This window comes from Paraclostridium dentum (assembly GCF_048568265.1).
Lineage (GTDB): Bacteria > Bacillota > Clostridia > Peptostreptococcales > Peptostreptococcaceae > Paraclostridium > Paraclostridium dentum.
This window is the reverse complement of record NZ_CP183813.1, coordinates 2293702-2309885: the sequence shown is the minus strand read 5'-3', so window position 1 is coordinate 2309885 and position 16184 is coordinate 2293702. Positions and strand designations below refer to the sequence as shown.

Sequence of the window (16184 nt, the reverse complement as noted above, 5' to 3'; positions counted from 1 at the left end):
AAGTGGGGGACATATTAGATGAAACTAAAACTAGTAGTCATAGGGGTATTATTGATAGCGCTTATATTTATGATAAGCTATAACAAGTCAAGTAAAATTAAAGAAAAGCCTAGAGAAATAACAAATGAAAATAACATTCAGAATCAAGAAAACGAAGATTCAAAGGAAATTAATATACAAGAATTGGAACAAAAACTAACGCAAGCATCATATAGTAGCGAATCAGAACCTATACAACGTAGTATGGAAGGTTCTGTAGCATATGTAAAAGAAATTTTACCAGAAGATGCAAAAGAGATTGATAAAACTTATGAAAGTGAGGTTGGGGTAACAGCAGTTACATATAAAGCAGATGACATAGAGTTTGAAGTTAGATATATGCATCCATATAAAGACAATGGAAATAGTGACGAATATGATTTAAGTAAGACTGCAGGAATAGATTTAACATTAAAATAAAAGTTTGAAAAAAGTTCATGGATTATAATCTATGAACTTTTTTATGTTAAAAAACAATTTACTATAAAGATAATCAATATAAGTAAAGGTATATATAGAAAATAACTATAAAAGGAAATATTTACTAAATGTTATAATTATAAAGCAACTTTGTATTATAATTGATAAAAATGATGGGATGATAAATCGAAAATGATAGAAATAAAAAACTTGAGCAAGAAATATGGAGAAAATGAAATATTAAAAAATATAAATCTAACTATCAATAGTGGAGAAAATTTTGGATTAGTTGGAGCTAGTGGAGCTGGAAAATCAACGATACTAAATTGTATAAATGGAATAGATGAATACCAAAATGGATCTATACTAGTGGATGGAACTCAGATAGAAAGTTTAAGTTCAAGTGAACTTAGAGAGATGAGGAAGAATATTGGCGTTATATTTCAAAATGCTTCATTACTAAAAAGAAAAGATGTATTTCAAAATATTTCATTGCCATTAGAATGTTGGGGATATGACAGAGGATTTATAAAGGATAGAGTATATAAGCTAGCTGAAATGGTAGGGATAGAAAATAAACTAAATTCAAGACCTGATGAGTTAAGTGGAGGTCAAAGACAGAGGGTGTGTATAGCAAGAGCCTTAGCTTTAGAACCTAAATACCTTTTGTCTGATGAGTCAACTTCTGCGCTTGATCCAAAAACAACTTTATCCATTTTAGAATTAATAAAACAAATCCATAAAGAGATTGGGTTGACAGTAGTTTTTGTTACTCATGAAATGCAAGTAATACAAAACATATGTGAAAAAATGGCTATTTTAGAAGATGGAAATATTTTAGATTGTGGATATGTAACAGAAATGTTTCTTAATAAACCTAAATCATTACAGCGTTTATTAGGAAAAGATGAAATAGAACTTCCTAAAGAAGGAATTAATTTGAGTTTTAATTTATTGTCAAATACTGTAGATATGCCTATTTTATGTGATCTAGTTAAAGTATCAGAAAATAAAATATCTATAGTTGATGCTAAATTTTATAATTCTGTTTCAGGTAAAATATGCAATATAACTATAAATTTAGTTAAAGAAGATTTATGTGTTACAACAAACTATCTAAAAAGTAAAAACATTTTATTTAAAATAATTGAAAATGGAGGGAGGTAGTTATGTTTACAAATACGAGGCTATTTAAATATCTTCCTAACATAATAATTCCATCAATAATTGTTACACTTAAAATAATGTTTTTCGCAGCTATACTATCTATTACCTTTGGAATTTTTTTAGGGATAGTACTAGTTATTACAGACCATGATGGGTTGAATCCAAACAAAATAATTAATTCAATAATCAATAAAACAATAGATATCATTAGATCCTTTCCAGTTTTAATATTAATTGTAGCTCTTATGCCTCTGACTAGAATTATAGTTGGCACAACTATTGGGGCTAATGCTGCAATTTTTACTATTACAGTTGCCTGTACTCCATTTGCAGCGAGAATGACTCAAAATTCATTGCAAACTGTTGATAAACAAGTTATAAAAATGGCAAAGTCTTTTGGTTTGAAAAACTGGCAAATTATTTTAAAGGTTATGATTGTTGAAGCATTGCCAACATTAGTATCAAATTTAACTATACTTTTAATTAATATGTTGAATATAACATCAATTGCTGGGGCTGTTGGAGCAGGTGGATTAGGAGCTGTAGCGCTTACATATGGATACCAAAGATTCGATGATGCGATTATGTATTTCGTAGTTGCTATTTTATTAATATTTGTAGCAATTATTCAAGGTATAGGAAATAAATTATATAAATATTTACAATGAAGGGGTATATAGAATGAATAAAACTAAATTTAGAAAAATAATTTTAGCTATATTGAGTATCGTTTTGTGCTTACCATTAGTAGCATGTAGTAATGATAAAAAAGAAAGTGAAAATAAGGTAATTAAAGTTGGAGGAACTGAAATTTCTCAAATATCTTATGAAGCAATGAATAAAGAGTTTGAAAAAATGGGTTACAAAACAGAATTTATTTGTTTTGATTCAAATCCAGTAGTTTTAGAAGCTTGTAATAATGGAGATGTAGATATTGCATTAGGGCAACATAGTAAATTTGTAAAAAGCTTTGATGAAAATAACAATGGGGATTTAGAAATGGTAAAACCATATGGTTACTACACAGGTATAGGCTTGTATTCAGAAAAATATGATTCTGTTGAACAATTTCCAAATGGAGCAACTATAGCTATTATGAATGATGCAATGAATATGGATATTGGATTAAGGGTGTTACAAAAATCAGGACTTATTAAATTGTCTGCTAAGGATACAGGAGCTTACACTATAGCTGATATTGTAGAGAATCCTAAAAAAATTAATATAGTAGATATGGAACAAGCACAGACCGTTAGAAGTTTAGAAGATATGGACGGAGCTTTAGTATTTTTTACTCATATGAATAATGCTGGGAAAGATCCAAAATCTTATATTATAAGAGATGAAGAATCTATAAATTGCCCTATGGGTCCAATTGTTAAAAAAGAAAATGCTAAAACTAAATGGGCAAAAGATTTCGCATCTTGTTTAAAAGTTGAATCTGTTCAAAAAGAAATAGATGGAGAACTACCAGGAGTTTTTACTTTTTATAAAGATGATAGTGAAGTAAAGGAATAAGTGAAAATATATGTGTGAAAATTGGAAGAAATCAATAGAGATTATATATGCGTCGTTAGAATTAAAAAGAAAAATAGTGGGGGTCAAATTTATACAGTCAAAGTCTGAATTTGAAAATATAGATGCTATTATACCTAAAAATCCTATGAATTATTGTGGTATGATTAAGAGTTCAACTTGTGGATATAAAGTTAAATTAAATGAAAATTTAATAGCATGTAAAAGTGGAGTAAAGGTACTTGGTATTAATTCACTAGATTTGGAAAACTCTAATGGAGAAAACTGGACAAGGCTTGGGCTATATAAAGATAAAAAAATTAGCAAGGATGTAAGAGCAAATTTAGCGTATAAGAACGATAAAATTTATGGAATTATAGCTCAACCCATAGAACTATTTGAAGAAAAACCAGATATTATTATTATAGTAACTAATCCGTATAATATTATGAGATTGGTACAAGGGTATTCATATCATTATGGGATAGCTAAAAACATAAACTTTATTGGGAATCAGGCTATTTGCTTAGAGTGTACTGCTCGTCCGTTTGTAGTTAAAGACTTAAATATTTCAGCTTTGTGTATTGGAACAAGGCATAGAGCTGGGTGGTTAAATGATGAGTTAGCAGCAGGTATACCGTTTGATCAATTTGAAAATATAGCAGATGGTATTTTAAAGACTATAAACATAATGGAAAGTAATGAGAATAAGAAAAAAATTGAAGAAAAAATGAAATATTATAATATTGAAGATTTTGATGTTAAATATAACTACAATTATTATAATAATGTTTAAAAAGGATATACACCTAATAAAATACTTTACAGTGTTTTGTTAAGTGTATATCCTTTTTTCATGTTAAAGAGAAGCAAATTGTATACTACTAAAGTCTTAAAAAGTAGAAGAAAATGTATACTACCGTATAATATAAATCTCTTATAAAGCTCTATAAAATTATACATGGACTTAGACTAAATATGTATGCTATGGGGGTGGCAATTTGAATTATTAGTCTAAGAATATATAGAATTTTAGGAGGGGCAATTGTTTAATAAGAAAAAACGTAAACAAAAAATAAGTATAGCTACATTCTTTATAGTTTTGTTGAATATTATATTTACTTCGGTAACTCAAATGGGTGTAGCTTATGCAGCGGGGACTCCATTTAAACTTAACTCAGACGTAGTTATGAAGGTAAATGGAAACCCTGTAAACTTAGGCTCTATAGTTGAGCTTGCACCGGGAAATAAAGTTGATTTTGAAGTGACATATAGTGCAGATAATGAAGCTCCGGTACCGCAAGAGGGAGACGAATTTAAATTTGTACTACCTAGTGTATTTAAGGATATAAAACCTGTTTATCCAGAAAATCATTTTAAAGATATGACAATAGAAGAACAAAATGGAGAAACTGTAGTAACTTTAATATGTGGACCAGACATAGATACTGCAATCGGAGGATTTCTTAAAATCGGTGCAACTGTAAGTCAGGTAGAGGTAGAAGTTCCTGGTAAAATTATAATCGAGATAAATGGAAAAGAGATTGTAATAGATACAGAAACAAACCCACCAGGCTCTAACGATAAGTTAATAGATAAAAAAGTAAATGGTCAAGATAATGACTACACTATAAATCCAGGTAGTAATGGAGATGTAGTTGGGCAAGAAGTTCCATACTCTGTAATGGTAAATGAAAAATATACACATATGGAAAATGGTGTATTTACAGATGATATACCAGAAGGAATGGAATTGGTTGATGGAAGTGTAAAAGTAGAAAAAATAGTAAATGGAGCATCTCAAGTAATAAAAGATTATGAAATTAAAAGTACAAATCCATTAGTAATTAATTTAAATAATATAAATCATAAGCATAAGATATCATACAAATTAAAAATAACGGAATTTAAAAATGAATATTTAAACAGAGCAACTATCACATCAAGTACTACAGGATCAGAAAGTGATTCTGTAAAAGCTATTCCTAAAGAAGATGCTAAAGGAGATTCACATATAAATAAAACTATACGTTATCCTGGAAGTCAGATAAATCCAAACTCAGATGGAACTATTATAGGTCAGAAGGTTGGGTATAGAGTAGAAGTAAACTCTGTTAAAGAGTCTAAAGAAAATGTTGTATTTAAAGATAATATACCAGATGGAATGAATCTTGTAAAAAATAGTGTGAAAATTTTTAAAGAAGTCAGAGGTCAAAATATTGATGTAACTTCTGAATTTTCAAGTAAGATAACTCAACAGGATAATTTACTTAAAATAGCATTTGGGGATATAAGTAATAAGTATATAGTTGAATATGAAACTGTAATTGTAAAATATAAAGAAGAATATAAAAACGATGCAACTATAACTTACAATGGAAGTGAAAGTAGTGGCAGTAGCACTGTTACAAAGCCAAGACCTCCAGGAGACGGGAATTTAAATAAAACTGTAAATGGAAAAGATAATATAAATTTGAAACCTAATTCAAATAATGAACAAGGTTTTGTAGGACAAAAGCTTAAATATTCTATATTAGTAAATCATGAACTACAACAAAAGAACAACTTGGTATTAAAAGATGTTATACCAGAAGGAATGAAAATTCTTCAAAATACTATAAAAGTGTATATTGATAATGGGTATAACTCATTTAACGAAGTTAATGCATCTAAAGTTCCAAGACATGTTGAAGTTATTGATGGAAAAGAAGTTCTTGTTGTAGATTTTGGAGACACAAATAGAAGATATAGAGTTGATTATCAAACAGAAATAACTGAGTTAAAAGATAGTTATAAAAATACTGCTGAAATAACTTGGGATGGTGGCAAAAATAGTGATTCATCTACAGTTACACCTATCAAGCCTACACCTGGGAAAACTGATTTAAATAAAAAAGTTAATGGAAATTCAAGTATAACAGTATCCTATGATAAAAACTTTATAGGAAGAACATTTGATTATGAAATAATTGTAAATGATAAAATGCAACAAAAGGACAATGCAGTATTAAAAGATAGTATTCCAAAAGGTATGGAATTAGTTGATAAAAGTATAAGAGTTTTAAAAGACTATGGATCAGGAGTATATAAAGATGTAACGTCTGATTTAAAAATAGAAAGTGATAAAAATTCATTTACTATAAATCTTGGTAATATAACAGATAGATATAAGATTACATACAAAACTAAGGTTACAGAGTTAGTAGAAACTGGATATAAAAATACTGCGGTATTAACACATAGTAAAGATCAAAGAGAAGAATCTAGCGCAGTTGTAAACATAAAAGCAGGAAGTATAGATCCAGGTGAGAACGAGAGAGTTGTAATAAAAGGATCAGATAAAAATACTATTTCAAAGGTTGGAGACAAAGTAAAATATCATGTAGATATAAATCCTAACAATAAGAGAATTTTAGAGTTAGTGTTTGAAGATACAATTCCAACTGGTATGAAATTAATAAAAGATGGATTTAAAGTTACAGAAACAGATAATAGTGGTAAAGTTATAGATCGCACACAAGAATTCCTAGATAACTGGGATAAAATATATGGAAAAGATGAGTCAGGAAAAAATGATAAACTTACAATAAACTTTGGTGATACATATAGTAAATATAGAATTGAATATATGTGCGAAATAACAGCATTAAAGAAATCTTATGAGAATACAGCTAAAGTAACAGGAAGAGATATCGATAGGGTATCTAAAGATGAGGTAAACTATGCAGTAAGTGCAGGTGGAATAAATGCAACTAAATATGCTAACAAAACTGAACTTAAAGATGGAGACTCACAAATCGTAGACTATACTATAAAAGTTTGGAGTAATGCTGTTTTTCCAGCTGAATATTTAAATATAGTAGATAAACTAGATTCTAGAGTTGAGTATAAAGGCTGTGAAGCTCCAGAATTTATGAAAGTAGATTATGATAAAAATAGTCATACTGTAAAAATTGTTAATATAGATGATATACCTACATCTAGTAAGGATAAGCCAGTTGAAGTTAAGTTGAAAGTAGATTTTACAAATGTTCCAGTTGGAGAAACAGTTAAAAATATAGCTAAAATAAATGATAAAGAAACACCTCCAGCTATAGTTAAAAAAGGATATAAGTTTGAAGCTGTAAAAGTTGACGGAGACAATAACAATGCTCCTTTAAAAGATGTAGAATTTGATTTATACAAAGTAGAGCAATCTAAATTATTCAATTTAATTCCTTATGGATCAAAAGATTTAGTTCATATTAAAAAACTTGTTAGTAATGATAAAGGATTAATTTCATCAGAGTTAAAAGATGCAGGTAACTATATACTAAGAGAAATAAAAGCACCAGAAGGATATAATAAACTTGAAAAAGATGTAGAATTTGAAGTTAAATCTGACTCTATTGGAAGAGTTGTAAAATTACCTTATATAGTTAACAACAAATATTATGAGTTTGGAGCTCAAAAAATAGACAGTGAAACTGGAAAAGGATTACAAGGGGCAGAGTTTAGACTAGAAGATGAAAAAGGGAAAGTTATAATTGAAAAACTTACAAGTGGTGATGATGGTAAACTTTATGGAAGAGTAAATGAAGCTGGAAAATACTATCTAGTAGAAACAAAAGCACCACAAGGATATATGTTAAGTCCTAAAAAAGTAGAACTTAACATAGAAAGAGGGAAGTTTGAAATAGTGGATCTAGGAAACATAGAAAACAAAGTAGATCCAGAAGCGTATAAGTTTGAAGGAAAGAAAGTAGATAGTGAAAATGGAAATGCACTACAAGGAGCAGAATTTAGATTAGAAGATGAAAAAGGAAAAGTAGTGATAGAGAAACTAGTAAGTGACAAAGATGGAAAGATATATGGAGCAGTAGAAAGAGAAGGAAAATACTATCTAGTAGAAACAAAAGCACCAGACGGTTATATGTTAAGCCCAAAAAAAGTAGAGGTTAACATAGAAAAAGGGAAGTTTGAAATAGTGGATCTAGGAAATATAGAGAATAAAGTAGATCCAGAGGCGTATAAGTTTGAAGGAAAGAAAGTAGATAGTGAAAATGGAAATGCACTACAAGGAGCAGAATTTAGATTAGAAGATGAAAAAGGAAAAGTAGTGATAGAGAAATTAGTAAGTGACAAAGATGGAAAGATATATGGAGCAGTAGAAAGAGAAGGAAAATACTATCTAGTGGAAACAAAAGCACCGGAGGGATATATGTTAAGTCCTAAAAAAGTAGAGGTTAACATAGAAAAAGGTAAGTTTGAAATAGTGGATCTAGGAAACATAGAAAACAAAGTAGATCCAGAAGCGTATAAGTTTGAAGGAAAGAAAGTAGATAGTGAAAATGGAAATGCACTACAAGGAGCAGAATTTAGATTAGAAGATGAAAAAGGAAAAGTAGTGATAGAGAAACTAGTAAGTGACAAAGATGGAAAGATATATGGAGCAGTAGAAAGAGAAGGAAAATACTATCTAGTAGAAACAAAAGCACCAGACGGTTATATGTTAAGCCCAAAAAAAGTAGAGGTTAACATAGAAAAAGGGAAGTTTGAAATAGTGGATCTAGGAAATATAGAGAATAAAGTAGATCCAGAGGCGTATAAGTTTGAAGGAAAGAAAGTAGATAGTGAAAATGGAAATGCACTACAAGGAGCAGAATTTAGATTAGAAGATGAAAAAGGAAAAGTAGTGATAGAGAAATTAGTAAGTGACAAAGATGGAAAGATATATGGAGCAGTAGAAAGAGAAGGAAAATACTATCTAGTGGAAACAAAAGCACCGGAGGGATATATGTTAAGTCCTAAAAAAGTAGAGCTTAACATAGAAAAAGGGAAGTTTGAAATAGTGGATCTAGGAAACATAGAAAACGAAAAAGTTAAATCTACACCTAAGCCAGATCCAGATCCTGAAAAACCAAAACCTGTTGATCCAGAAAAACCTTCAATAGATAAACCTAGTACAGATAAGCCAAATAAACCATCAATAAACCCAGGAGTTACATCTCCAGCTACAGGAGATGCTAGCATCTTAACATACTCTTTATTAGGAGTTGGAGCAACTGGTTTAATGATTGGAATAAATAGAAAGAAAAAGAAATAAAGTTTAAATGGAAAAGTTAGTAGTTTGTAAACTACTAACTTTTTTTATTTACATTTAACAAAATATAGTGAATTTTGCTAAAAATTGCATGTTGGAAAATTTATGCTATAATCTATGTCAAAGGGGCAAATTATAAGGGGGTAATCATGTGAATAGGTTGAAAAATCTAGTAATAGTGATGTTGTTAATAATAGTACCATCATTTTTAGTTGGATGTAGTGCAAGTGCTCAGGCAAAAATAGATATACAAAAAGACAAGGCAAAGGGATTTTTCTGGGAAGCAAAAAAAGATGATAAAGTAGTTTATTTAGTAGGAACATTGCACCCGGCAAAAGGAAATATAAATTATTTAAATTCAACAATGGAGAAAATTTTAGATAATACGGATGCACTGGCACTAGAAGTAAACTTAAATGATAAAGAAGTATTAGAGAAAGCTCAGGAGATAGATAAAGAAAATCTATATCTAGAAAAAGGAGAATTAAAAGATTTATTAACTAAAGAAGAACAAGTTAAACTTGATAAGGTTTTAAAAGATTTTAATATTGAGTACAATGAAGTCAAGTATCTAAGTCCTGATGGCTTTTCATCATACATTGAAGAAAAACAAGAAGAAGATGGTGGATTTACATATAGCTCAGATTTATGGTTACAAGAAATTTATGAAACTAATAAGAAAGATATAGTAGGGCTTGAAAATGCAGAGGAGCATTACAAATTATTATATGAATTAACAGGTAGTTTTAAAACTTTTTTAGCTGAGTATAACTCGGATTTAGTTGGAAAAGGTGAAAAAACTATGGATGAAATTGGGAATGCATTTATAAAAGGTGACTCGGAGTATATGGAAAAAAGATCTGAAGATTTACGTAAATCAAATAAAGAACTATACGAAAAGTTAAGCAAAAATAGAAATATAGATATGGCTAATGAAATTGATAAATTAGTACAAGGAGATAAGAGATATGTTGTAGCAGTTGGGACATTGCATTATTTTGGGCAAGACAGCATATTAAAGCAATTAGAAGAAAAAGGATATAAAATAACTAAATTACAAAATTAATAAGCATAAATATAGAGGTTAGACACACTTATCTAACCTCTATATTTATTTTAAGGAATAATAGTCTTTTGTTTAAAATAATATGAGCCTGATTATCAAAGTGAATACTTTAACAATCAAGCTCATACTAACAATGCGGAAAAAAGATTTCAAAAATCTTTGATGAAGGGTCAATGGCATAACCCTCAAATACATTATACGGAGATTAAAATAAAACCTTTACATAAAAAATAAAAAACATTTTTATACATAAACTAAAAGGGTATTTATAAAACTATAAAAAATGAGTTAAACCCGGAGGCAATTATGAAAAAGAAAATTAGAAAAGCAATAATACCAGCAGCAGGACTAGGAACAAGATTTTTACCAGCTACAAAGTCTCAACCTAAAGAAATGTTACCTATAGTTGATAAACCAACGCTACAATACATAATAGAAGAAGCTGTAAATTCAGGAATAGAAGAAATTTTAATAGTTACAGGAAAAAATAAAAAATCTATAGAAGATCACTTTGACAGAAGTATAGAGCTAGAGTTAGAGTTAGAACAAAAAGGAAAAACAGAAATGTTAAAAATGGTGAAGGATATATCTAATATGGCAGATATATATTTCATACGCCAAAAAGAACCTAAAGGATTAGGAAATGCAATTTATTGTGCTAAAAGCTTTGTAGGTGATGAGCCATTTGCTGTACTTTTAGGCGATGATATCGTAGACAGTGAAGTGCCTTGCTTAGCACAATTAATTGATGTATATGATGAATACAACACTTCTATATTAGGCGTTCAAAGAGTAGAAAAAGATGAGGTTGAAAGATATGGAATAATAGATGCAAAGTATATAGAAGAAGGTGTTTATAAAGTTGACGATTTAGTAGAAAAACCTAAATATAATGAATCACCATCTAATATAGCTATATTAGGTAGATATATAATAACTCCAACCATTTTTGAAGTTTTAGAAAATCAAAAACCGGGAACATGTGGAGAAATACATTTAACAGATGCATTAAAAACGTTAAGTAAATATGAAGCAATATATGCTTACAATTTTGAAGGTAGAAGATATGATGTTGGAAATAAATTAGAATTTTTAGAAGCTACAGTAGATTTTGCACTAAAAAGAGCTGATTTAGGAAAAGAATTTATGGAATTTTTAAATCACAGAGTAAACCATGGAAATGATGATTTAAATCATAAAAAAGTAGATAAAAAAGAAGTTGAAGAACTTGAAATGATAATACAAGAATCTGATAAAACTAATTATTAATACATTAAATCAGTAAAAATAAAATTTATTTTAAATCAATATAGAGAAAAGATAGACAATGGCAGTAATATGATGAAATACTAAAAGTATAATTACTTTTAGTATTTCATCATATTACTGCTCTTATATTTTTAAGATTATTTAATTATATTTGACATAAAAACTATAAACCAAATATAATAAGCATATAAGAATAGAAAGGGGAGAAAAAATTGAATATACAAAAAAACTTTCTACATAAAAATGGATTAGTAACGATAAATTTAGCAAGAGAACTAATCCTAATGGAAGAGGGAGATAAAATAAACACAATTGATAACTACTCTAAAAAATACAATGTAGGAAGAGGAACGATACAATCAGTTATTAAACATCTGGAAAATGAAGGGGCAATAAATTTAGAAAGAAGGGGACATTTAGGAACATTTTTAATATATATAAACTATAAAAAACTTTGGGAGTTTACAAATTATAAAACAATTGTAGGTGTTATGCCTTTACCATATTCAAAACTATACCAAGGTTTATCTACTGGACTAAATGTTGTACTTGGTAAAAATGACTTTTCAGTGGCAATGGCATATATGAGAGGGGCTGAAACAAGAATAGAAAGTTTAAAATATGGAAGATATGATTTTGCGATAACATCTAAACTAGCTGCAGATCAAATATTGAAAGAAAATGACGATATGAAAGTGATTTTAGAACTTGGAGAAAATACTTATGTAAATAAACATGTATTAGTATATGGACAAGGTGAAAAAATTGAAATAAAAGATGGGATAAAAGTTGGAGTGGATAAAACTTCAAGAGACCAGTACTATTTATCGATAAAAGAATTTGAAGGTGTAGATGTAGAATTTATAGATATGTCTTATAACCAAATTGTTACTAAAATATTAAATAAAGAAATAGATGCAGCTGTATGGTCAATAGATGAGATAGAAGAAAAAGAGATACTTTTATCATATAGAGATTTAAAAAATCATAAAAGTAAAGATTCAAACACGGCTGTAATTATAATTAACAATAATAATAATGGTTTTGATCAACTAATAGAAAAACTAGTAAAGCCAAGTGAAGTAAGAGATATACAGCAGAAAGTGATACAAGAAAAAATAACACCTAAATATTAAAAAATAAAAAAATGAGGAAAACGATTGACAAAAATGATTAGATTAAGTAATATAAAGACAAGAAATATTTAAACTCAATATACAAAAAAATGTACATTGAAAGAATTAAGAAAGCCTTTTAGTTATAAAAGGTTTTTATATTAAACCCAATGTACAAAAAAATGTACATTGGGTTTAATATAAAATAAACGAGAGGTGTATATTATGGATATAAGACTGGTAACATTACATCAAGCAGGTATAATTGATAAGCAAACGCTATTATATCTAAGAAATATAGTAATAAAATTAAAAGGTATAGGAATTGAAGAAAATAGTGATGATATGCAACGAATGATAACTCACTTTGCAATGGCAATATCAAGACAACAAAAATGTGAAGTGGCATATGAGATGGAAGACTTTTTATATGAAGAAGTAAAAAAAGATAAATATTATAAAGAAAGTCTTAGATTATGGGAAGACATACAAATTGATATACCAATAGAGTTTAGTGAAAATGAAAAGAAATTTATGATTCTACATCTTTGTACATTAATCAATAATAAATAAAAATAATAAAATAAAAAGGAGAGATTAAAATGATAAGAATAGTTGTAGGCGGACAAATGGATAAAGAAAGAATAGCTAAAAAGATAGAAGAAATAGGAAAAGATAAAATTACTCTTGAAGTAAAAACAGACTTAGATGCAGCTATGGCAATGAAAACTGGACAAGCTGACTATTATTTTGGAGCATGTAACACAGGTGGAGGTGGAGCATTAGCAATGGCAATAGCGTTAGTTGGGATGAATGAATGTTTAACAGCATCGATGCCAGGAACTATGTTACAAAAAGAAGATATAGTAAAAGGAATTGAAAATGGTAAAAAGGCATTTGGATTCACACCTCAACATGCGGATGAAGTTATAGAGATAATATTAGAAAAAATATTAGGCTAAGGAGGTAAATATAGTGGAAAATAACACTGTTGAAATTAATAATACAAACTCAAATATGACAAAAAAGATAGTGTCATTAGGTTTATTAGCCCTTTTATTTTCAGGATTATACTATATAACACAAGGTATGGGAGACGTATTTAAATATATAGTAGCTGCATTACTTGGAGGCTTATCATGTGTACTAGTAAATAAAAATATAGCAACATTTAATGATGCGCTAAGACCTATAATGCCAGAGTATATCGAAGGAAGAATGAAGAGAGCTGAACTTGCAGCAACTAGTTTTGCATTATCATTTGGATTAGTTGTAGGATTTGGGATACCGTTTTCAATAGGGTCACCAATAATATTAGCACACAGCATACTATTAGGTTCTGACATAATAGGTACATGGTGTCCGGATTCTAAAAAAGGGACTATAATGTCTGCTGTAATTGGTGGATTATATGGAGTTGGAGTTGTATATGGACTAGAAATAGTTGTTCAACTATTCGCAATGCTTCCAGTAAACTTCCTAGATGCCCTAGGTCAAGTTGGAGCACCAGTAGTAGCAGCATTTGCGGTGTTTCCAGCTATAGTTGTTGGTTACCAATATGGATTTAAAAAAGGAATAATTACATTTGCAATAGTAGCACTAGTGAATCAACTTGTGATGACATTTGGCAAAATAAAAGTTGGAGAATCTGTTATAAGTTTAAGTCCAGATGGAATGGCATTACTAGTAGGTGTAATAATAATGTTAGGATTTGCTATGAGGGAAAAAAGTGATGGAAGTAATTCCAATCAAGTACTAATCGGTATATTTGAACAAAGACTTAAAAATATAAAGAAAAATGTATTTATAATAGCTGTAATGGGTGGATTAGTAGCAGCAGCTACAAGTTTAATGTTCTTTGCTGGAGATCCAACGTCTCTAAAATTACTAGCAGAAGGTAAGACTATGGAAGCTGGAATATCAGCAGCAGCAAGAGCAGTAGGATTTATACCATTAGTATATACAACAGCTATAACAACTGGAGTATATGGACCAGCAGGAACTACGTTGGTATTTGTAGTAGGGATAATATTTATGCACAATCCAATACTTGCATTTATAGTAGGAGCATTAGTAATGTTCTTAGAGGTAATATTACTAGAAAAAGCAGCAGCAGGACTAGATAAATTCCCTGGAATAAAAAAATCAGGAGATCATGTAAGAACAGCTATGAATAAAGTACTTGAAATAGCTATAATGGCAGGGTCTATGATGGCAGGAAATGCACTAGCTCCAGGAACAGGATTTTTATTCGTAGCAGGTGCATATGCATTAAACAAAACTGCTAAAAAATCTATGGTAGAAATAGCTGTAGGACCAGTAGCTGTGATAGCACTTGGAATATTATTAAACATATTATTTGTATTAGGATTGTATGTACCAGCAGTGTAATAATTAGTTATTTAAAGGGATGGTTAAAAATACCGTCCCTTTAAAAATAAGGAGATGGAAAAATGAAAAATTACACAAATATACAAATACATGCTAAAGCAAGTTTAAAAGCTATGAAACAAAAAGGAAAAACTGTAGTTCATATGAATGAAGATGCGATTATAGATTATACAGAAAAAATAACAAATAATGAAAATTCTATGTATATGGGAGTAAAAGATAACAAAGGAATAAGCAGATTAATACTTAAAAAGCTAAATAAGGAAGGATTTATACTTCATACAATAGATAATAAATCAGTTGGAGGAAGGGCTATAGATACAAACCTAATAAACCCATTAACCGGAAAAGTTATGACGGGATCATCAAGCGCAAGTGCAATAAATGTGCTACTTGGAATAAATGATTTGGGGATAGGAACAGATGGTGGAGGTTCTGTATTAGCACCGGCTATATGTTTAAATTTATATTCATATCTTGCAAAAGGAATGAACCTTAAGATTTCTCAAATTAAAAAATCAACAGATGGTATTAGCTTTGAAGCAGGAATAGGTTTTATATCAAAGGATATTGAAGTATTACAAAGAGCAGTAAATGTATTTTTAGAAAAAAATAATCACATAAAAGAAGGCGTAAATTATGAAATATATGGGATAGGAGATAAAAATTACTTAGATAAATTCAAAAAAGTTAATAATATATCAAAGTTTATAGATTTAAATTTATATTTAAAAAGAGAAGAATTAATTAAAAATTTAAATGAAATAAAAAAAGAAGGAAAGATATTTATATCATATGAAAAAGAAATAGATATAAATGGAAATGGAGATTCTCTTATAGGTATGTTTGGAGAGTGTGGAGCGAATATTCAACAAAATGGAAATAAGGGAATTATAAGAATATTAAATATGATAAATGCAAATTGTTTGGCTATACCTGATATAGAATTAGGATCAGCGTATTTAATATATACATTTGACAATAAATTAGTTGGAAAACTATTTGAAATAGGAATTGAAATAGACAAAAAAATAGAAAAGAACAATGTGTTTGAAAGATATTTTAAAGAAAATTACAACTTAAGAGAAAACAGTATAATATTTGATTTAGGAGATTGATT

Annotated in this window: 13 protein-coding genes; all 13 read left to right on the top strand. The window is 29.0% G+C overall.

All coding sequences use genetic code 11. The features are described 5' to 3' along the window. Nucleotides 1-18: 18 nt before the first annotated feature. Nucleotides 19-459 carry a hypothetical protein gene (locus ACN6I1_RS10625; protein ID WP_419741903.1) on the top strand — a complete coding sequence of 147 codons (441 nt, stop codon included), beginning with the start codon at nt 19-21 and terminating at the stop codon, nt 457-459. Between the two features lie 192 nt (nt 460-651). Next, nucleotides 652-1626, top strand: a complete 975-nt coding sequence (locus ACN6I1_RS10620) for a methionine ABC transporter ATP-binding protein (protein ID WP_419741902.1) — start codon at nt 652-654, stop codon at nt 1624-1626. 2 nt (nt 1627-1628) lie between these two features. After that, nucleotides 1629-2294 carry a methionine ABC transporter permease gene (locus ACN6I1_RS10615; RefSeq protein ID WP_419741901.1) on the top strand — a complete coding sequence of 222 codons (666 nt, stop codon included), beginning with the start codon at nt 1629-1631 and terminating at the stop codon, nt 2292-2294. 13 nt (nt 2295-2307) lie between these two features. Beyond that, nucleotides 2308-3144 (top strand): MetQ/NlpA family ABC transporter substrate-binding protein, encoded by an 837-nt coding sequence (locus ACN6I1_RS10610; RefSeq protein ID WP_419741900.1) that lies wholly within the window; start codon nt 2308-2310, stop codon nt 3142-3144. A gap of 10 nt (nt 3145-3154) precedes the next feature. Beyond that, nucleotides 3155-3937 (top strand): DUF169 domain-containing protein, encoded by a 783-nt coding sequence (locus ACN6I1_RS10605; protein WP_419741899.1) that lies wholly within the window; start codon nt 3155-3157, stop codon nt 3935-3937. Nucleotides 3938-4186: 249 nt separating this feature from the next. After that, the gene (locus ACN6I1_RS10600; RefSeq protein ID WP_419741898.1) at nt 4187-9226 is read left to right on the top strand and encodes a SpaA isopeptide-forming pilin-related protein; all 5040 of its coding nucleotides are present in this window, start codon (nt 4187-4189) and stop codon (nt 9224-9226) included. 148 nt (nt 9227-9374) lie between these two features. Continuing rightward, nucleotides 9375-10289: a TraB/GumN family protein gene (locus ACN6I1_RS10595; RefSeq protein WP_419741897.1), complete on the top strand. Its 915-nt coding sequence runs from the start codon at nt 9375-9377 to the stop codon at nt 10287-10289. A gap of 306 nt (nt 10290-10595) precedes the next feature. Further along, nucleotides 10596-11558: a UTP--glucose-1-phosphate uridylyltransferase GalU gene (galU, locus tag ACN6I1_RS10590; RefSeq protein WP_419741896.1), complete on the top strand. Its 963-nt coding sequence runs from the start codon at nt 10596-10598 to the stop codon at nt 11556-11558. Between the two features lie 212 nt (nt 11559-11770). After that, nucleotides 11771-12694: a GntR family transcriptional regulator YhfZ gene (gene yhfZ, locus ACN6I1_RS10585; RefSeq protein ID WP_419741895.1), complete on the top strand. Its 924-nt coding sequence runs from the start codon at nt 11771-11773 to the stop codon at nt 12692-12694. Nucleotides 12695-12898: 204 nt separating this feature from the next. Continuing rightward, nucleotides 12899-13246 (top strand): PRD domain-containing protein, encoded by a 348-nt coding sequence (locus tag ACN6I1_RS10580; protein ID WP_419741894.1) that lies wholly within the window; start codon nt 12899-12901, stop codon nt 13244-13246. A gap of 29 nt (nt 13247-13275) precedes the next feature. Next, nucleotides 13276-13635 (top strand): DUF2620 domain-containing protein, encoded by a 360-nt coding sequence (locus ACN6I1_RS10575; RefSeq protein WP_419741893.1) that lies wholly within the window; start codon nt 13276-13278, stop codon nt 13633-13635. A gap of 13 nt (nt 13636-13648) precedes the next feature. Then, entirely contained in the window at nt 13649-15064 is a 1416-nt protein-coding gene (locus ACN6I1_RS10570; protein ID WP_419741892.1) for a YhfT family protein, read from the top strand. Nucleotides 15065-15126: 62 nt separating this feature from the next. Continuing rightward, the gene (locus tag ACN6I1_RS10565; RefSeq protein ID WP_419741891.1) at nt 15127-16182 is read left to right on the top strand and encodes a hypothetical protein; all 1056 of its coding nucleotides are present in this window, start codon (nt 15127-15129) and stop codon (nt 16180-16182) included. Nucleotides 16183-16184: the final 2 nt, after the last annotated feature.